At 41.3% G+C, this 17957-nt stretch carries 19 protein-coding genes and 1 pseudogene; 13 read left to right on the forward strand and 7 right to left on the reverse strand.

Annotation, left to right across the window (positions count from 1 at the left end):
* Positions 1–14 precede the first annotated feature (14 nt).
* A complete protein-coding gene (locus tag AACU33_RS31500; protein ID WP_096594220.1) occupies positions 15–1040 on the forward strand; it encodes a mechanosensitive ion channel family protein in 1026 nt (341 codons plus the stop codon).
* 71 nt (positions 1041–1111) lie between these two features.
* On the opposite strand, the gene AACU33_RS31505 is transcribed toward AACU33_RS31500, so the two are convergent.
* Both AACU33_RS31505 and AACU33_RS31510 read right to left on the reverse strand, forming a co-directional pair.
* Entirely contained in the window at positions 1112–2818 is a 1707-nt protein-coding gene (locus AACU33_RS31505; RefSeq protein ID WP_096594221.1) for an S-layer homology domain-containing protein, read from the reverse strand.
* 146 nt (positions 2819–2964) lie between these two features.
* Positions 2965–3696: a Uma2 family endonuclease gene (locus AACU33_RS31510; RefSeq protein ID WP_096594222.1), complete on the reverse strand. Its 732-nt coding sequence runs from the start codon at positions 3694–3696 to the stop codon at positions 2965–2967.
* 179 nt (positions 3697–3875) lie between these two features.
* Here AACU33_RS31510 and AACU33_RS31515 point away from each other — a divergent pair, with 179 nt between their 5' ends.
* Positions 3876–4766: an alpha/beta fold hydrolase gene (locus tag AACU33_RS31515; protein ID WP_096594223.1), complete on the forward strand. Its 891-nt coding sequence runs from the start codon at positions 3876–3878 to the stop codon at positions 4764–4766.
* 245 nt (positions 4767–5011) lie between these two features.
* Positions 5012–6070, forward strand: coding sequence for a serine/threonine protein kinase (locus AACU33_RS31520; protein ID WP_096594224.1), 1059 nt, complete (start codon positions 5012–5014; stop codon positions 6068–6070).
* 268 nt (positions 6071–6338) lie between these two features.
* On the opposite strand, the gene AACU33_RS31525 is transcribed toward AACU33_RS31520, so the two are convergent.
* The 3 genes from AACU33_RS31525 to AACU33_RS31535 form a co-directional block, all read right to left on the reverse strand.
* On the reverse strand, positions 6339–6638 hold the full coding sequence (locus tag AACU33_RS31525) for a hypothetical protein (protein WP_096594225.1): 300 nt from the start codon (positions 6636–6638) through the stop codon (positions 6339–6341).
* Positions 6639–6755: 117 nt separating this feature from the next.
* A complete protein-coding gene (locus AACU33_RS31530; protein WP_096594226.1) occupies positions 6756–7649 on the reverse strand; it encodes a phosphodiester glycosidase family protein in 894 nt (297 codons plus the stop codon).
* Positions 7650–7760: 111 nt separating this feature from the next.
* Complete coding sequence (locus AACU33_RS31535) at positions 7761–8033, reverse strand: hypothetical protein (protein ID WP_096594227.1); 273 nt, start codon at positions 8031–8033, stop codon at positions 7761–7763.
* 255 nt (positions 8034–8288) lie between these two features.
* Between AACU33_RS31535 and AACU33_RS31540 the strand changes: the two genes are divergently transcribed.
* On the forward strand, positions 8289–9017 hold the full coding sequence (locus tag AACU33_RS31540) for a phycocyanobilin:ferredoxin oxidoreductase (RefSeq protein WP_096594228.1): 729 nt from the start codon (positions 8289–8291) through the stop codon (positions 9015–9017).
* 445 nt (positions 9018–9462) lie between these two features.
* Here AACU33_RS31540 and AACU33_RS37675 read toward each other — a convergent pair.
* Positions 9463–9654: pseudogene (locus AACU33_RS37675) on the reverse strand (DUF2887 domain-containing protein); the annotation flags it as partial.
* An 894-nt stretch (positions 9655–10548) separates the two neighbouring features.
* Between AACU33_RS37675 and AACU33_RS31550 the strand changes: the two are divergent.
* From AACU33_RS31550 to AACU33_RS31570, 5 genes are all read left to right on the forward strand, one after another.
* Positions 10549–11067: a phycocyanin subunit beta gene (locus tag AACU33_RS31550; RefSeq protein WP_096594229.1), complete on the forward strand. Its 519-nt coding sequence runs from the start codon at positions 10549–10551 to the stop codon at positions 11065–11067.
* Between the two features lie 74 nt (positions 11068–11141).
* On the forward strand, positions 11142–11630 hold the full coding sequence (gene cpcA, locus AACU33_RS31555; protein WP_096594230.1) for a phycocyanin subunit alpha: 489 nt from the start codon (positions 11142–11144) through the stop codon (positions 11628–11630).
* 112 nt (positions 11631–11742) lie between these two features.
* The gene (locus AACU33_RS31560; protein WP_096594231.1) at positions 11743–12552 is read left to right on the forward strand and encodes a phycobilisome linker polypeptide; all 810 of its coding nucleotides are present in this window, start codon (positions 11743–11745) and stop codon (positions 12550–12552) included.
* Between the two features lie 45 nt (positions 12553–12597).
* Positions 12598–13470 (forward strand): phycobilisome linker polypeptide, encoded by an 873-nt coding sequence (locus tag AACU33_RS31565; RefSeq protein WP_096594232.1) that lies wholly within the window; start codon positions 12598–12600, stop codon positions 13468–13470.
* A gap of 14 nt (positions 13471–13484) precedes the next feature.
* Positions 13485–13739, forward strand: a complete 255-nt coding sequence (locus AACU33_RS31570) for a phycobilisome linker polypeptide (protein ID WP_096594233.1) — start codon at positions 13485–13487, stop codon at positions 13737–13739.
* A 106-nt stretch (positions 13740–13845) separates the two neighbouring features.
* On the opposite strand, the gene AACU33_RS31575 is transcribed toward AACU33_RS31570, so the two are convergent.
* On the reverse strand, positions 13846–14418 hold the full coding sequence (locus AACU33_RS31575; protein WP_096594234.1) for a Uma2 family endonuclease: 573 nt from the start codon (positions 14416–14418) through the stop codon (positions 13846–13848).
* A gap of 273 nt (positions 14419–14691) precedes the next feature.
* Between AACU33_RS31575 and AACU33_RS31580 the strand changes: the two genes are divergently transcribed.
* From AACU33_RS31580 to AACU33_RS31595, 4 genes are all read left to right on the forward strand, one after another.
* Positions 14692–14898 (forward strand): hypothetical protein, encoded by a 207-nt coding sequence (locus AACU33_RS31580; protein WP_096594235.1) that lies wholly within the window; start codon positions 14692–14694, stop codon positions 14896–14898.
* A 950-nt stretch (positions 14899–15848) separates the two neighbouring features.
* On the forward strand, positions 15849–16367 hold the full coding sequence (locus AACU33_RS31585; protein ID WP_096594236.1) for a phycocyanin subunit beta: 519 nt from the start codon (positions 15849–15851) through the stop codon (positions 16365–16367).
* A 96-nt stretch (positions 16368–16463) separates the two neighbouring features.
* Positions 16464–16952: a phycocyanin subunit alpha gene (cpcA, locus tag AACU33_RS31590; protein WP_096594237.1), complete on the forward strand. Its 489-nt coding sequence runs from the start codon at positions 16464–16466 to the stop codon at positions 16950–16952.
* 143 nt (positions 16953–17095) lie between these two features.
* A complete protein-coding gene (locus tag AACU33_RS31595) occupies positions 17096–17926 on the forward strand; it encodes a HEAT repeat domain-containing protein (RefSeq protein ID WP_096594238.1) in 831 nt (276 codons plus the stop codon).
* Positions 17927–17957 lie beyond the last annotated feature (31 nt).

The following is a 17957-nucleotide window of genomic DNA, read 5'->3' on the forward strand; positions in this document are numbered from 1 at the left end:
ATTTCAAATTGATTATGATGCAATGGATTCTGCCGATTGTATTTATTCTAGCTGGCTTACTAGCGGGAATAATTGCGGAAAAATTTGTCTTCAAGAAGCTAAAAATCTTTATTACAAATAGAAAAATTCCTGGAAGTGAAATTATATTTTCCTCTCTGCATCGCATGACCTTTCTTTGGTTTGCGATCGCGGGATTTTTGGCAGCTATTCTGAGCGCTCCGATCAAGCCAGATGTTGCTAATTTATTGCAAAAAATCGTTACTATAATTGTACTTTACTCGGTAACTCTAGTTTTAGCTAGATTGACTGCTGGTTTTGTGAATTTATTTACTCACAGAACCGAAGGTGTTTCAGCATCCCTAGTTGCTAATATTGCTATGGCTGCTGTCTTAATGTTAGGGACATTAATTTTATTACAAACATTGGGCGTACAAATTACACCAATAGTCACTACATTAGGTATTAGTGGTCTCGCAGTTGGTTTAGCACTTAAAGATACACTGGAAAATTTATTTTCTGGTTTTTATTTATTGATTTCCAAGCAAGTGAGAACTGGTGATTATGTCAAACTAGCAGACAACCATGAAGGATATGTAATCGATATTTCTTGGAGAAGTACAACTATTAGAGAACTTTCTAATAATGTGATAATTGTTCCTAATTCTAAGCTAGCCTCGGCAATTTTTATTAATTATCATCTACCAGTTAAAGAAATTACATTAACTCTGAATGTGGGAGTAGATTATGAGAGCGACTTGGAACAAGTAGAGAAAGTAACTGTTCAAGTAGCTAAAGAAGTGATGCAAGAAATAGCACCAGAATTAATCGCTAATGAACCTTATATCAGGTTTAACAAATTTGGTGACTTTAGTATAGATTTTACTTTATATATGCGCGTCAATGAATTCTTTGACCAGCGCATTGGTAAGCATTTATTTATTAAGAAACTGCATAAGCGATATCAACAAGAAGGAATTAAAATACCTTTTCCAACTAGAGAATTGTATATGCAAGAAAATTCAGCACAAGCCGAACGTTAAAAAAACGAAACCCCGGTCTTTCTCTTAAAAGAAACCGGGTTTTTAAAATTAATAAGTTACTGGTCTAATTCTCACTTTCTTCCTGGAGTGCGTCCGCCTTCATCATTGCTACCACCGTGGGGATGGGAATTACCGGGGTCGCAACCTTCGGCACCATTACCTATGCCTTGGTTACAATGACGGCGCGGTTTCCCACTTTCTGCTGGGGTGATACTTTCATCTAAAACTTCAGAACGCTGGGTTCTTTCTACAGCATACTGAGAGGATATATCTGCCACTTCACCAGTGCTGACTAATGATTTATATATCAAAGCAGTAACTTCAGCTCTGGTTGCTACTTTATTAGCATTCAGAGTTTGCACATTGGGATAATTGACTACAATACCTCGTTGTGTGAGTGCTGCGATCGCATTGCGGACATCGCTACGAATTGAAACCGCATCGGTGTAAGCGGCTAAAATCGTTTCCGTAGAACCGCTAAATGTATAATTGAGACCTCGTGCCAAGGTTAGCAAAACTTCTAAGCGAGATAGGCTTTGAGCCGGGTTAAATTGAGTACCAGAAACTGCTAAAAAGCCTTTTGAATAAGCCTCGCGGATAGCATTATAAGCCCAATGGCTGGTGGAAACATCCCTAAAACTGATAGGGTTGCGAACTTTTACCTTATCAAAAGCCTGACTCAGCATCGCCGCAAATTGGGCGCGAGTCAACTGTTCATCTGGACGAAAGCTACCATCGGGAAAACCTTCGATAATTTGTAAGGCTGCTAATTCAGCAATAAAATCTTTAGCCCAGTGGTTTGTTGATACATCGTTAAAGTTTACCTGAACGCTGTTGTCTACACCAACCTCGCGATACATCATCATCATCTGGCTGACATTGTAAACAGAATTGTTATCATCGCTAACTTCAACAAGATCGACCACTTCACCAGGTCTAGCTTTCAAAGCTAAAGCTGAACTGGAACTGAAAGCATTAATTGATTGGCGCACCAAGGTATATTCACCTTGAGTAAAAGAGTTAGGATAAACGCTAGTAGCTGGAACTGCTGACCAACCTTGGACTTGAAATTCACTAACATTAATTGATTGCGAACTACTCAGGAAGCTAACACGTTCGTTGCTAACTTGGGTGAAGTAGTCGTATGTGGTAGAATTTGAGTCAATTTTGCCGTCCGAGTTCGCATCAACGCCATAAACAGTGCGGACAACTTGATATTCACTGGGGTTAGCAGACAAGATTAAGTTAACTGTGGTGTTTGCTGCTAAACATTCAAATTCGCTATAGCCAATAAAGCGGTTTTGAGTATCATACAACCGCACGACAACGCGATCGCCTGCTCTTAAGCCCTTAACAAATTTGGCTTTTTGCTTAATCTTGTATTTGTAATCGCCCAAAAACCGTTCTTTTAAATAACCCTTGCCACGTTTACCCTTGACAGAAATACGGGTAATTACTTCCGAAAAATTACCAGCAGGTTGCCAAACAGCAAGATTAAAACCAGTTGCTTTTCCCTTTACGGAATTACTACTAGTGATTACCTGGTTGCGGCGTTCTGTCGTCACAGTCCGCCTCTGAATAGTCGTGCTACGGGTCGTTTCTACTTTTTTATCAGCTAAAAGCTGCTGACTTGGAGAATTTCCTGTAGTTTGTGCAACATTGGTAGAAGACCCTGAAGCCGTATTGGCATAAGCTGTTGGCGAAAACATTGCTACAAACGTAGCAGCAACAACAACTTTGCTTAAGTAAGCTAAGTAACTCTGATTTATGTGTTTCATCTCAGTTCACACCGATGGGCTATTAGGTCAAGGGAAATTTTTATTTCCTGGAATTATTAATCCCGTAATTTAGATGAAACTAACATGAATAATTTATACTTAGCCAAATAAAAACAACACTTTTAGTAAAGTAATATTACTGAAAGCTATTGCGCAAATCTTTTTACCTCATCCACGCTTAAGCTAAGTGTGTTTGCAACTTGTTCTACACTTAAGCCCAACTCCAATAGTTTAGGTATTGCATCCAGTCGTGCTTGTTCGGCTGCTTGTCGTGCTTGTTCCGTTTCTTTGTAACTCAAGAGTGTTTTCTCAGTTCGAGGATTATAAAACCTCAATTCTCCGTTAATTACTCTCAAATCTAAATCTAATACTTGGCTGTGAATTGAGAATACCCCATCAGCTAATACTGTTGATGTAATAGCTTGATATTTACCGTCAAACAAACTTCTACCTTTGAGTTGGGGATTCAGATAATCTCCTGGCGGATCGTACTGGAAATATTCTTGTACGCCTAAAGCCTCATACTTCAAAGGCTTTTCTATTTCGTCATTTTCCTGAGTCGTTGCAGAAGTGATTTCCAAAACAAAACTAGGGACTTTCTCGCCTTCTTCCCAAACCTTATAGCTGAGGCGCTTTTTCTTCTCAACCCCAAACACCATAAACACATCGGGCGCGACTACAGCACTAGGAATACCTTTTTTGTAGTAAATAAACAGATTCCCCGATACATAGACATCATCTCGGTCTTGAAAATAAATATCTAGGGCTTCTACACCATAAATTAAATAATCGCGTGCTGGATCGCTCTCTGCGATCGCTTTACCGTCAGAGTCTGGGTAGAAAATCTCAGTCTTGAGTTGGTTGGAAGCAATAGTCATAAGCAATTCAAACTCAAATACAGAAACGAATTGTGACAAGCATCCCAGCTAGTAAATCTACACCAATTCAATGCATTCAATGCACAACCAAGTAGGGTTGGTTCAAAAATAGCATTTTGTCTAGAACTCTTGCAGGTAGGAGATATTACTATAAAAACAATACTTTAGGAATCTTAATAATGAATTTAGCTACCCAGCAGTTACCTTCAGTAACTTTGGAAAAATCCCTTTGGACATGGCGAGGCTATAAAATTCAGTACACTGTCATGGGTACAGGACGCCCTTTAGTACTGGTTCATGGCTTTGGCGCTTCCATTGGACATTGGCGCAAAAATATCCCAGTCTTAGCAAATGCTGGTTATCAAGTTTTCGCTATAGACTTATTGGGTTTTGGTGGTTCTGAGAAAGCAGCAATTAATTACACCATAGAAGTGTGGGTGGAACTGCTCAAAGATTTCTGGCAAGCACACATCAAAGAACCTGCTGTATTTATCGGTAATTCCATCGGCGCACTTATCAGCTTGATGGTACTAGCAGAACATCCAGAAATAGGGGCGGGTGGTGTTTTAATTAACTCTGCTGGTGGTTTGAGCCATCGTCCCCACGAATTGAATCCACCATTACGCATTGTGATGGCAGCTTTTAACAGAGTAGTGCGATCGCGTATTACAGGCAAATTGGTTTTTAACCGCATCCGTCAAAAAGCTCAAATTCGCCGCACTCTCTACCAGGTGTACCGCAACCGCGAAGCCGTTACAGATGAATTAGTCGATCTACTTTATACCCCAGCCTGCGATCCGGGAGCGCAACAAGTTTTTGCATCTATTCTCACAGCACCTCCTGGCCCAACTCCTGCGGAACTTTTACCTAAGGTAGAGCGTCCCTTATTGGTAATTTGGGGTGCTGATGACCCTTGGACACCAATTACGGGAGCAAAGATTTACGAAGAAGCGCGTGAGAATGGCAAACAAATCAAAATTATTCCCATTCCCAACGCTGGTCATTGTCCCCATGATGAAGTCCCAGATGTTGTCAATACCCAAATTGTGGATTGGCTAGCGCAAAGGTGATGATCTCGCGCATAGGCGTCTTCTCGACGTCTATGCGCCTTTGTGCAAGAGGATATTAAGTTTTTTACCCAGTTTAGGCTAAAAAAGGCTGAAGTCTAAAGGATGAGGAATGAAACAAGATGCAAGCTACCTCTGATGGGCAAAAAAATCAGATTTTGTCGATATTCATCAGCCACTTGCATGAGTAGGGTAATTTCATACTTCATCCTTCATTTGACAAAATTAAAATTGTGTGGTGATTGTCTATGGAACTTGATGTGCAAAATGGATATCAAGGGGATACTTCCTTAACTAAATATCCAGATTTTTCTCAGCAAGGCTATCAAGTTATCCAAGAATTAGGACGCAACCAGGAAGCAGGACGAACTACTTATTTGGCTCATACACTTAAGACTAACCAAAAAGTAGCGATCAAAGAGTTTCGTTTTGCTAGTGCGATCCATGATTGGTCAGGTTTGAAAGCTTATGAACGCGAAATTGAAATCTTGCAACAACTAAATCATTCCCGTATTCCCCGTTATGTTGATTCTTTTGAAACATCAACGGGTTTTTATATGTTGCAGGAATATAAAAACGCTCCATCTTTAGGGTTACAACGTAGCTTTCATCCTGAAGAAATTAAGCAAATCGCTGTTTCTGTTTTAGAGATTTTGGTTTATTTACAAAATCGAGTAGCACCAATTATCCATCGGGATATAAAACCAGAGAATGTTTTGGTAGATAATCTGCTTAATGCTTACCTAGTAGATTTTGGCTTGGCTCAAAGACAAGGTACAAAGATGACTCTCAGCAGTTTTGCTGTGGGAACTCCAGGCTTTATGCCTCCAGAAGAACAGTTTGGTTATCCTCTAACTGAGGCATCAGATCTGTATAGTTTAGGAGCAACATTAATTTGCTTACTCACTCGCACTCGTTCTGCGGATGTTGGTCAGTTACTTGATGCTAAACATCGCTTTAATTTTCAGAAATTAGTACCACAAATAAGTCCATCTTTTAGATCGTGGCTGATGAAAATGGTAGCGCGCAAACGCCAACATCGCTATGCTAATGCAGCAGTTGCGCTAGAAGCACTGAAACCTATTCCAGTTATTGGTAATGTCACTGGATTACAAACTTTAGTTGCGTCTATAAAAAGTAGAAAAAAAGCTGTTGTCCTTAGTATAGCTGCTCTTGGTACGCTAGCAGTAGCAGGGACACAGTTAATGAGTGCGCAATCGGCAGTTATCAACAAGCAAATGTTTGAAGCTAGAGAATGTCAGGAATTAAACTCAAACTTCAATTGCTTAGAGAAAACTAGAGATTAATTTACCTCTATCTTCTTCAAGGATACATCTGGCGAATATTTATGCAGGGTTTAGCATTGCTAAACCCCTACAATAGTGAATTTTTTGCATCATCTATATTCGGTATTTATTGCCAGTATGTAAACCCTATAAATGTTTATATACTTTATATTAGAAAGTTCAATGTTAACAAAAAAGATAGAATCGCCTAAAACTTAATTGCTTTGGGCGAAATATTCAAATATATATGTTTTACATTTATTACAACTTCATTGCTCAAAATTGTATATTATTGCCTACATTCTGGTAAATTTTTCTTGGCGTAATTGCAATCAAAATAAATTAGAGCTTCTCTACTTGATGCGAAGTAACTAGTAGTATATGCTTTACTTTCTGAACTTGCCTCACTTGACCAAATTTTCAAATAGTAATTGCTGTTATCATCGCTAGTCCATAATTGATAACGGTAATTACCGCCTGTGCCCTCGCTATTTAAATAGTCAGCTAGTGCTATATTTGATATTGATAGACAGCTAAATACAGCCAAAACAGGTATTACAGCTACTTTTAGGATTTGGATTAATTTCATAAACACTCCAGAAATCTGCTCCCTATAGCTTCATTCATAGAGGCTTATTTTTAAATCAGTAATATTGTTGAATATGATGTGAGGATATTGCAAAGACGATAATATTTGCTATTTTTATTATTTATTTACTGAGTTCTCCTGAATCAATAAAACTGATTTCACTTGACGCTTTATTGGTTTTCTAACAATATTTAGCTTTCCGTAAACAGTCTTACCATTGTAATAAAATGAAGAGGAACTACCTCCATCCAAATTCATCGCTTTTTTTGCACCAATGGTTTTCATAAAATCTGCTAATTCTGGCAATGTCATTCCAGATTTAGCGAGGCGGACGTTTGGTTTTTGAGCTACCATTACTAAAACAATGCTGCCATCATCAATAATGCCTACAGCGCTTCTAGAACTAGGTTGATTGCTGCCAATTGCATCTCGTCCATTGTTTTTATCTACAAAGGCTTCTTTTTCTAAAGTAAGTTCTGGTAAAAGGCTGGGCCCGCCACCTACAGCATCAACTAATTTACACCCTGGTAATGATAAATCGCTATGCAAGGCAATATCATATGTGATAGTTTCACCACATAAATAGCGGCGGAATTCTGTACGATTGAAAATTTTACTGAGGTAAGGTTTTAAGTTGGGATTATTCACCAGTCTTTCATTATCTTTAGGGTCGGCTACTACACGACCAGAGATAACAACATAGGAAGTAGATTTTTGATTAACTGGGTCAAAAAAGCCTGCATTTAAGATTGCTTTTGCTTGATATTTCTGGGCAAATTCTTCTACAGTCGCAACTTTGGGTGACAGTACAGGTGTGACTAAAAATCGCCTATCAGTGGGAATTGACAAGATATGAACTATGCTTTGCGGTAGTGTGCGCTGTTCGTAGCGAATGGTTTTTGCTGGTGAAGGTGCAACCGTTGGTACTACTGATACAGATGAATGCAACTTAAATAATAGCGGCATCCCGAAGCTCACGAGTGTCAAACCCAGCAGCCAGATTTTTCTCACTTGTATACTCCAATCCTTGAATGAATATTACGATCGCATACTCGCAAAGTTTTAATCCGACTACATCTTATATGGCGATCGCACCCCGATCGCACTTTTCGTTTTAATCAGCTAAGATGCTTTTGGTTGATACCACAGGATCAGCTGCAATTTTGAGCAGTAGCAACCACCCTCACTGATTTCTGGCTCATTTTCAACTATCCAATCATAAATTTGTGCTGCTCTTGCTAATGCTACCTTTTCTGAACGATAAAGCTTAGGGCTAGGGCAAACAGCTTTACCATTGACATGTATGGCTGCAATGTGCCAATAGTCGCTACCTTCACCCTCTGGCACAACTTCGAGAAATCCGTTACTGTAAGGCTCGATTATTCCTATATTCATCAGCAAACCAATAATAGCGATCGCAATGTTAGCGGGTTGATGGTGTTGAGATCATCCGCCTTCCTTTAGCTTCTTAGTTTTTCTGAAAATTTACCGCTTTCTTGGTAACAGTTACCTAAAATCAACAATTTATCTCTGGGAATCAGAAAGCGCAAACAGTGATGCTTGATATTTCTTGCTGCATCCGTTGCGGGTTTGTGGGAGAGGAGGGATGCTAAAACTCCTATACTCAAAGAGAAGCGTATGTAGAAGTCTATGCAAGCGTCCTTAAGAAGCCGTCAGCACCCCCTAATCCACAAATTAGCGGATTCCATTGAAGAAATTTGGCAAAAACACCTCAATCTTTCTCCTTATTCCGTCCCAGAAGGTTTAGGTTATGTTGAGGGACACCTGGAAGGCGAACGGCTGATCATTGAAAATCATTGCTACCAAACGCCGCAATTTCGCAAACTGCATTTAGAATTGGCTCAGGTTGGCAATGGCTTAGATATTCTCCACTGTGTAATGTTCCCCAACCCCGAATATGCCATTCCCATTTTTGGTACAGATTTGGTTGGCGGACGCGGCGGAATTAGTGCAGCAATAGCGGATTTATCTCCTATCAGTAGCGATCGCACTCTACCATCAAGCTATTACCAAAAATTGTCTGTCTTGTCTCGATTGGAGTTTTCCCAACCACGGGCTTTACCAGAGTGGGGCGATATCTTTTCGGAATTTTGTCTATTTGTCCGTCCGGGAGACTCGCAAGAAGAAGATAAGTTTCTCAATCGAGTTCGAGAATTTTTGACCATCCATTGTCAGATTGCTAGCCAACAGCAACCCCTCACATCAAATCTTGACATCTCCAAAGTTTTGGCAGGACAACGAAATTACTGTACAAAGCAACAACAAAATGATAAAACCCGGCGCGTTCTAGAAAAATCATTTGGTACAGAGTGGGCAGATCGCTACATGACAACTATGCTCTTTGACTATGTAGCTTAAAAATTAAACTGAAATATAGCTGTCAAACAAAGCGCAGGGATATTAAGAAAAGGGCAATTGTATTTTCACTGTTCATCTTAATCTCGAAGCGCTTCCAACCAAGCCTGTAAATCAGCCATACCAATAAAATCTAACAGTGCTACTCTTCGAGAAGCCGCTTTGCGTCTACGCCCAGATTTTCTAATTGTTCCAAAGATAAGGTTTCAACAAGCGATGTCTTCGACAAGCCGCTTCTCTCCGAGACGCTACGCGAACGCGTCTACGCACATCTTAAGGTAATTCCCCTACCCGTCGAGTGAGTTGACGCAGAACAAGCAATCGCGCTTCTTATTCTCTAATTTCCTGGTAAACTCTCGTTTCTTTAAGTGTAATTCCTAATATTTGTTCTATCTCTTTTCGGCTTAATTGTTCAAATTTGTACGCAATGATTATCGTTACTATATCTACAGAAATACACAACACCCGGACTTTCGCTTTCCGGCGGTAAAAATACCCCATCGATTTTAGATTTAGGTTCTTTAACAGCTACGGAATCAAATTGGTAAGTATCTGCATTTGCTGGAGGATTTGCCAATAGTTCAAATAGTAAAGTTGGGTATTGTTGAAATAGTTTGTAAAATATTGAGTCTCGACGCATGAAGAAATATTACTTAAAACATTTGGGACTGATAATTAAATATAAATATCTTAATTTGTGGTAATTATCTGCTTTTGCAATATAACTAGATGTAACTGTACTGAAGTTGCACTTATTAATTTAACGACTAATTTCCCCTTAATAGTTGCTTTCTCGACTTAAAAAATTTTTATTTTTATACTGCTTCTGCTTTGTTATTTCTTTTGGTTTTTCGGGTCATTCATAGTTCAAAAAAGCTACCAAGCACTATAATTCAGCATCGTTCAGCACACTCGAAAACTAAATAGTGATATTTTTATATTATTTTTATATTTTAGACCTGCTTCTTTGGTCGCGATCGCTTTACAGATTTCGCTGCCACTGGATATAGTTAACCAATGTAACCTAATGTAACGATAATTTAAGACTGAAGACAAAAAGAAAATAGAATCAATCCTTGCCCTGAGAGGGTTACAGCATTTGCTTAATATTTTTTAACCAATTATCTGAGAACATTCAGAAAATTGCACAAAATTTGCACAAATGGATTGCTTTAATCATCTTCAGGTTCAAAAAACCGCTGAACTCTTAACTCTCGATGGAGGAAGTTCAGTTTCTGAAAAATCGAAGAGCGACTATTTCATGGCTTAGGCTTGTGAGCCTTAGAGAAATGGTTGTTGAGGATATTCGCAGTATTGATTTATAGCTGTACCGTTAGTTAACTAGAACTAGCTAACAGTTTAAGGTTGAATTAGCCTTAATTGTTGAACGAGTCTAACTCGCTAGTGGCTGTTTGGCTGTGTACTAATGATAGCGGAGCCATATTTCAATTAGTGACTATGCTCATCTAAATTGAATTTCAGATTTTGAACCAATTGGAATCCACAGCATAAAAATTATTTAGGAGATGCTGGAATGCTTGACGCTTTTACTAAAGTAGTTTCCCAGGCTGATACTAGAGGCTCATACGTCAGCGATTCTGAAATCGATGCACTAAAAGATATGGTAGCTGCTGGTAGCAAGCGGATGGATGTTGTTAACCGCATTACCGGCAATGCATCCACAATCGTTGCTAATGCAGCACGTGCATTGTTTGAAGAGCAACCCCAGTTGATTCAACCCGGTGGAAATGCTTACACCAACCGTCGCATGGCAGCTTGCTTGCGCGATATGGAAATCATTTTGCGCTATGTTACCTACGCTGTATTTACAGGTGATGCTAGCGTTTTAGACGATCGCTGTCTGAACGGTCTGCGTGAAACATACCTAGCATTGGGTGTTCCCGGCGGTTCCGTAGCAACTGGCGTTCAAAAGATGAAAGAAGCTGCGATCGCGATCGCAAACGACCCCAACGGTGTAACCCGTGGTGACTGTAGCTCCTTAATGTCTGAAGTAGGTAGCTACTTCGATCGTGCTGCTGCCGCAGTAGGCTAATAAACGCCTTACCACTTCATTCTTTCTACTTTCTGACGCATAACTTTACATATTTTGTTGAGAGAATAATCAGCATGAAAACACCTTTAACCGAAGCCGTTGCTACCGCAGATTCTCAAGGTCGGTTTCTGAGCTCTACAGAACTTCAAGTTGCCTTTGGTCGTTTCCGTCAAGCTTCTGCTAGCTTGGATGCAGCTAAAGCGTTGAGCAGCAAAGCTAACAGCTTGGCTCAAGGTGCAGCTAATGCAGTTTACCAAAAGTTCCCCTACACCACCCAAATGCAAGGTAAGAACTTTGCATCTGACCAACGTGGTAAAGACAAGTGTGTACGCGACATTGGTTACTACTTGCGCATCATCACCTACTGTCTAATCGCTGGTGGTACAGGCCCTCTGGATGACTACCTCATCGGTGGTTTGGCAGAAATCAACCGTACCTTCGATCTATCTCCCAGCTGGTATGTTGAAGCTCTCAAGCACATCAAAGCTAACCACGGTTTGAGTGGCGATCCTGCTGTTGAAGCTAACTCCTACATTGACTACGCTATCAACGCCCTAAGCTAGGGATTTCCTTTTGCCCAGAACAACTAAAGGCTGTGGATGCTAATTTTCTAGCATGGGCAGTTTTAAGGGGTTCTGGGCATGTTTTTTCTGGTTGAAATTTAGGTGAGCAGTCATGACTAGTTCTCAAGCAGCCAGCCAGTTAGGATTTGAGCCATTTGCCAGCACAAGCCCTACAGAATTGCGGGCAAATGATGATGTAAAAGCAGTGATTCATGCTGCTTATCGTCAAGTGTTTGGCAATGACCATTTGATGCAAAGCGAACGTCTCACCAGTGCAGAATCGCTATTGCAGCAAGGTAACATTAGCGTGCGAGATTTTGTGCGGACGCTAGCGCAATCTGAGCTATATAGACAAAAGTTCTTTTACTCTACACCTCAAGTCCGCTTTATAGAATTGAATTATAAGCACCTGCTCGGTCGTGCGCCCTACGATGAAGCAGAGATTGCCTATCATGTCGATCTCTATACGCAAAAAGGATACGAGGCAGAAATCAATTCTTATATTGATTCACCAGAATATCAAGAAAACTTTGGAGAATCAATAGTACCTTATTATCGCGGATTTGCAACTCAACCGGGACAAAAAACAGTAGGCTTTAACCGGATGTTTCAGCTCTATCGGGGGTATGCAAATAGCGATCGCGCCCAAGGTAAAAACAAATCTGCTTGGTTAACCCAGGATCTCGCCCTGAATTTGGCTAGTCCAGTGAAGACCCCTCACTTCGGAAAGGGACTGACTGGTACTGTCGCAGGCGATCGCGGACAGCTTTACCGCGTGCGCGTCATGCAAGCAAATAGCGGACGGACTCCCCAAATCCGTCGCAGTATGAGCGAGTATTTGGTAACTTACGACCAACTCTCCCCCACCCTGCAACGACTGAATCAACGGGGTAGCCGAGTGGTAAATATTTCTCCTGCCTGAACCCGATCTATTTCGCAATATCAAGTCTACAAGGAGTAGCAATTCGTGCCCATTACTAGTGCAGCATCTCGTTTGGGAACTTCGGCTTTTGACCAAACACGCCCAGTTGAACTGCGTCCAAACTGGACAGCAGAAGATGCCAAAATTGTTATTCAGGCAGTTTATCGTCAAGTATTAGGTAACGACTACCTGATGCAATCAGAACGTCTCACTAGCCTAGAGTCATTGCTGACCAATGGTAAACTGAGCGTTCGGGATTTTGTCCGGGCGGTGGCTAAATCTGACTTATACAAAACCAAATTTCTTTACCCACATTTTCAAACCCGGGTAATTGAATTGAACTTTAAACATCTGTTGGGACGCGCTCCTTACGATGAATCGGAAGTGATTGAGCATCTCGATCGCTACCAAAATCAAGGGTTTGATGCAGACATTGATTCTTATATCGACTCTGCTGAATACGATTCCTACTTTGGAGATGCGATTGTACCCTACTACCGTGACCTCGTAACCACAGGAGTTGGTCAGAGAACGGTTGGTTTTACTCGCATGTTCCGCTTATATCGCGGCTATGCCAATAGCGATCGCTCTCAGCTAGCAGGTACCAGTTCTCGTCTGGCAAGTGACTTAGCTAAAAATAGTGCTTCTGCGATTATTGCTCCTTCCGGTAGCACCGATGGTTGGGCTTACAAACCCTCGCTACTAGGGACTGCACCCAGTCGCACTTTTGGCAGATCTTCTAAAGGTTCTACCTCAGGACTCTACCGCATTGAAGTTACCAGTATCAGCCTGCCAAGATATCCAAAAGTTCGTCGTAGCAATAAAGAGTTCATCGTCCCCTACGAACAGCTATCCAATACCCTTCAGCAAATTAATAAGCTGGGTGGTAAGGTTGCCAGCATTACCCTTGCACAATAGGAGATAAGAACCATATGTTAGGACAGTCTGCATTGGCAGGAACATCAAACTCAGACAATCGCGTTTTTATCTACGAAGTAGAAGGATTGCGGCAGAACGAGCAAACTGAGAACAATAAGTATCAGATTCGCAATAGCAGCACGATTCAGATTCAAGTCCCCTATAGCCGCATGAATGAAGAGATGCGTCGCATTACTCGCTTAGGCGGTAAGATTGTCGGCATCCGTTCTGCGAGTGAAAGTGCAACTGAAACTGCATCAGAAAATTGATCGCAATCTTATATAAGCTTTACGGGCGTGGAAAATTATCAGTTTTCTACGCCCATTTTTATATACATACCATAGGATTTTTCAGATTAATCAATATTGATGTAATTTAGGCAATTCCTGCTTGTTGAAAGATTTGTTGAGGCGTAATTTGCAAGCCTTCTAATATATAATCATCCAAGCTATCAGTACCACGTTTTGTTTGAGGTAGAGCATCCGGGTAAAAAATAGTAATAGTTTTTGCTCTGGTATCAACAACCCAAACTCTTTCAACTTTAGCTTTTAAATAATCAGTTGCTTTTTCTGTCATTTCCCCGAAAGTTTGACTGGGGGAGATAATTTCAATGACTAATTCGGGTGCAACGGGACAAGCGTCATCTTCCAACCAATCGCTAGGAAGAAGATTATAAGAAACGTACGTTAAATCTGCAACAGGAACCCAGTCTTTTTGATTTCGTGTTAGCCTAATTGCCCATTCAATTACTACCCTTCCCTTTCCTGTTGCCCATGCAGACAAGAGTATAAATAACGCACCTGTGATGGAACTATGAAAAAATTTTGGTGACATTTCATCATTTTTGAATTTAGGAACGGCTTCTCCATCAATGAGTTCGTAAATGATATCTCCTTCGGGAAACGCAAGGAATTCTTCAAGAGTGAGTTGGGTTTTCGGTTTAATCATGCTTAATTGTGCAGTTGAAGGATAACTCTAGTTTTAATTGCAGAGTTAATGCCCATCTTGCCTCCATCATCTGGTGGAGACAAAAGTACTTCTCCAAGTAATACCTAACTTAGTTAGCGACACCTATAATGTATCCATGCTCTTACAGTAATTCGGCATCAAAGTCTAGAAGTATTGTAGCCATGTTTACAGAATTTAATATTTAGGCTGGCAGAATTTGAAAAGAGCAAACTGTTACTCAGTATTTTTTGTTTGCACGACTAGGAGAAACACATGGCTGAAATCCCAACTGGCGGTCAAATGCTGTGGAAATTAGAAGGGGACGATCGCGTTTTGTATTTGCGGCATAATTCGTCTGAGCCTTGGCGTCCCTATGAAGAGTTTCCAGAGTATTGTCTGCCCGATCCTCAAGGCTTTTCTAAAGGGATTGCCACCTTTTTGGCGTTGCTCAAGAAAGATTGGACAGCCACGAAATCCTAGCTCTTGTGTTGGCTGCTTAAGGAAGTGCGATCGCATTTCTTCACTCAGCGCTTGAATCTAGCTCAAATCTGCTCTGGCAATACTTTCCAGATCTTCAAACTCAATCCCGGTTAATAAGTAAAGATACCCCCACTAACCAGGCTATACCCAAAGTTTGCCTGGACTTAGCCTTGACTGTTTGAGATGAGCAACAGTCAGATCTGCTCCCCGTCAATCTATGACGTTGAGATCCGCTTCACTCAAGATCGGCTGGCTAAATTCGCTCGCATCAACTTAACCCTTTGCAACTCAAAACCACTGAGGCTGAATTGGTATGTAACTTGTTACACAAAATTGTTTATTCATCAGGCTTTCATAGCGAGGACTTCAGCTCGTGTGGATCTAGATACCTGCATACACAATGCGCATTTTTATGCTACTTGGTGAAATTTTTCATTGGGCTGCATTTCTTCAAACTCAGGTTCTTAACATTTCTTAAACTTGTTTATCATTTTTTTCTAGGCTGTATTTACAAGCATATCTGACTATACTGTCGTTAGAGCGAGCTAAACTGTGCCGATCAATGGTTAACAAGTGTTAAGAATATAAATTCGCAGTAATTAGCGCAAAAAGCTTGATAATCAACAATCTCAAGCCATAACGCTATCAACTTGACAATTTGTAATAAACAAAGGATTGAACGATATAGTATAAACAACAAAGAAGAACTTAATAGAGCAGATGAAAAATTAACCATTCATCTGAAATGAGCAAAGGTCTTCAATTGTTTAAGAAATAAAAAAATCTTCCAAGTTTCCTTTAAGGAAGAATAGGACAGGTTTGATCGGTGATTCAAGCTATTGCTTTGAGTCGATCGAGCGATTGTGGCAGCTTAATTGCCAAGCTCGATTGAACTGGGTTTTAACCTCATCCAAGCCATACTCGACTAAACGAATTAGGAAATTGAGTGTATGTTTGACGCATTTGCAAAAGTAGTCTCCCAAGCTGACGCACGTGGTGAATATCTCAGCGCTTCTCAAATAGATGCTCTGAGCGCTATGGTTGCTGATGGCAACAAGCGCATGGACGTTGTTAACCGGATTACCGGTAACTCCTCCACAATTGTGGCAAATGCAGCTCGTGCTTTGTTTGCAGAGCAGCCCCAGTTGATTGCTCCTGGTGGTAATGCTTACACCAGCCGTCGTATGGCTGCTTGTTTGCGTGACATGGAAATCATTTTGCGCTACGTCACCTATGCTATCTTCGCTGGCGATGCTAGCATCCTCGACGATCGCTGCCTCAACGGTCTAAGAGAAACCTACTTGGCTCTAGGAACTCCTGGTTCTTCTGTAGCAGTTGGCGTTCAAAAGATGAAAGATGCTGCTTTAGCGATCGCAGGCGACCCCAATGGCGTTACCAGAGGCGATTGTGCCAGCCTCATGTCTGAAGTATCTAGCTATTTTGATAGAGCTGCTTCTGCGGTTGCTTAATTAGCGATTAATCAGAATTTTTTGATCGGCTTCAGATAACTGAACCGATTGCTAAAAGCTATTTCATCAAACAAGATAATTGGGAGAAAATCCGAAATGAAAACCCCTTTAACCGAAGCAGTAGCAGCTGCTGATTCCCAAGGACGCTTCCTCAGCTCTACCGAAATCCAAACCGCATTTGGTCGTTTCCGTCAAGCTAAAGCAAGCTTGGAAGCTGCAAAAGCATTAAGCGAAAAAGCTTCTAGCCTGGCTTCTGGTGCTGCTAATGCTGTTTACAGCAAATATCCCTACACCACCAGCACTCAAGGCCCCAACTTTGCTTCCACTCAAACTGGCAAAGATAAGTGCGTTCGCGACATCGGCTACTACCTGCGCATGGTTACTTACTGCCTAGTTGTAGGTGGTACAGGCCCTCTGGATGACTACCTCATCGGTGGTATCGCTGAAATTAACCGCACCTTCGATCTATCTCCCAGCTGGTACGTTGAAGCTCTGAAGTACGTTAAAGCTAACCACGGTTTGAGTGGCGATCCTGCTGTTGAAGCTAACTCCTACATCGACTACGCCATCAACGCATTAAGCTAATTTAACGATGGTTTGACCCGGAGGAGTATACAATGACTGACAGAAGTTAGAAATTGTTTACCCCTCCGGGTATTGTTTTTTGTGGGCATTTGTCATTGTTCTCTCATCTCCCCACACTCCCTTTTCTCCCTCATCGCCTAAGTATGGATAACGAAGCTAACATCCGGGATGATAACCAATTAACTGTAGAACAGGCGATCGCTAATCTCCAAGGTGAAGATTTGGGATTGCGAGTGTACGCTGCTTGGTGGTTAGGGCGCTTTCGGGTGGATGCTCCAGAAGCTATTGATGTGTTGATTGCAGCCTTAGAAGATGAAGACGATCGCACAAAGGCTGGTGGTTATCCTCTACGTAGAAATGCAGCTAGAGCATTGGGAAAACTAGGCGAACAACGAGCAGTCCCATCATTAGTTAGAGCGCTGGAATGCTCTGATTTCTATGTTCGCGAAGCCGCAGCTCAATCTTTAGAGATGCTAGGAGATTCGTCTTGTATTCCTAGGCTGCTCGACTTACTTAATAATCAAATACCTGGAACCCTACCCGCACCAGAACCTCCCCAACTCGCCCAACCCTTCGATGCCATTCTAGAGGCATTGGGAACTTTGGGAGCAATCGATGCTATTGCCGCGATCGAGCCATTCTTAGATCACTTCGTTCCTCGGATTCAGTTTGCCGCAGCACGGGCAATGTATCAGCTCACTGCTCAAGAAACTGAAGTAGCCAATCAGTATGGCGATCGCCTGGTGCAAGCATTGGCTAACGATGATTTGCAACTACGTCGAGCCGTTTTGTCAGATTTAGGGGCGATTGGTTATTTGCCAGCTGCGGATGCGATCGCCGAGACTTTGGCAGAAAACAGCCTCAAGCTGATTTCTCTCAAGGGTTTACTAGAAAAACAAATGCTACAGACTACACCACCAGATTTATCGCCAGGTGCCATAAAAGTGATGCAATTAATGGATGCATTATTGTAGCAGCAAGAGCGACAATGTAAAAGGTAGAACT

It is taken from the genome of Calothrix sp. NIES-2098 (genome assembly GCF_963875125.1).
Classification (GTDB): domain Bacteria; phylum Cyanobacteriota; class Cyanobacteriia; order Cyanobacteriales; family Nostocaceae; genus Aulosira.

Bases quoted from the DNA above. Each gene is read 5' to 3' on its own strand.
- AACU33_RS31500 (WP_096594220.1), top strand. From the start codon at position 15: ATGATGCAATGGATTCTGCCGATTGTATTTATTCTAGCTGGCTTACTA.
- AACU33_RS31505 (WP_096594221.1), bottom strand. From the start codon at position 2,818: ATGAAACACATAAATCAGAGTTACTTAGCTTACTTAAGCAAAGTTGTT.
- AACU33_RS31510 (WP_096594222.1), bottom strand. From the start codon at position 3,696: ATGACTATTGCTTCCAACCAACTCAAGACTGAGATTTTCTACCCAGAC.
- AACU33_RS31515 (WP_096594223.1), top strand. From the start codon at position 3,876: ATGAATTTAGCTACCCAGCAGTTACCTTCAGTAACTTTGGAAAAATCC.
- AACU33_RS31520 (WP_096594224.1), top strand. From the start codon at position 5,012: ATGGAACTTGATGTGCAAAATGGATATCAAGGGGATACTTCCTTAACT.
- AACU33_RS31525 (WP_096594225.1), bottom strand. From the start codon at position 6,638: ATGAAATTAATCCAAATCCTAAAAGTAGCTGTAATACCTGTTTTGGCT.
- AACU33_RS31535 (WP_096594227.1), bottom strand. From the start codon at position 8,033: ATGAATATAGGAATAATCGAGCCTTACAGTAACGGATTTCTCGAAGTT.
- AACU33_RS31540 (WP_096594228.1), top strand. From the start codon at position 8,289: ATGCAAGCGTCCTTAAGAAGCCGTCAGCACCCCCTAATCCACAAATTA.
- AACU33_RS31550 (WP_096594229.1), top strand. From the start codon at position 10,549: ATGCTTGACGCTTTTACTAAAGTAGTTTCCCAGGCTGATACTAGAGGC.
- cpcA (WP_096594230.1), top strand. From the start codon at position 11,142: ATGAAAACACCTTTAACCGAAGCCGTTGCTACCGCAGATTCTCAAGGT.
- AACU33_RS31560 (WP_096594231.1), top strand. From the start codon at position 11,743: ATGACTAGTTCTCAAGCAGCCAGCCAGTTAGGATTTGAGCCATTTGCC.
- AACU33_RS31570 (WP_096594233.1), top strand. From the start codon at position 13,485: ATGTTAGGACAGTCTGCATTGGCAGGAACATCAAACTCAGACAATCGC.
- AACU33_RS31575 (WP_096594234.1), bottom strand. From the start codon at position 14,418: ATGATTAAACCGAAAACCCAACTCACTCTTGAAGAATTCCTTGCGTTT.
- AACU33_RS31580 (WP_096594235.1), top strand. From the start codon at position 14,692: ATGGCTGAAATCCCAACTGGCGGTCAAATGCTGTGGAAATTAGAAGGG.
- AACU33_RS31585 (WP_096594236.1), top strand. From the start codon at position 15,849: ATGTTTGACGCATTTGCAAAAGTAGTCTCCCAAGCTGACGCACGTGGT.
- cpcA (WP_096594237.1), top strand. From the start codon at position 16,464: ATGAAAACCCCTTTAACCGAAGCAGTAGCAGCTGCTGATTCCCAAGGA.
- AACU33_RS31595 (WP_096594238.1), top strand. From the start codon at position 17,096: ATGGATAACGAAGCTAACATCCGGGATGATAACCAATTAACTGTAGAA.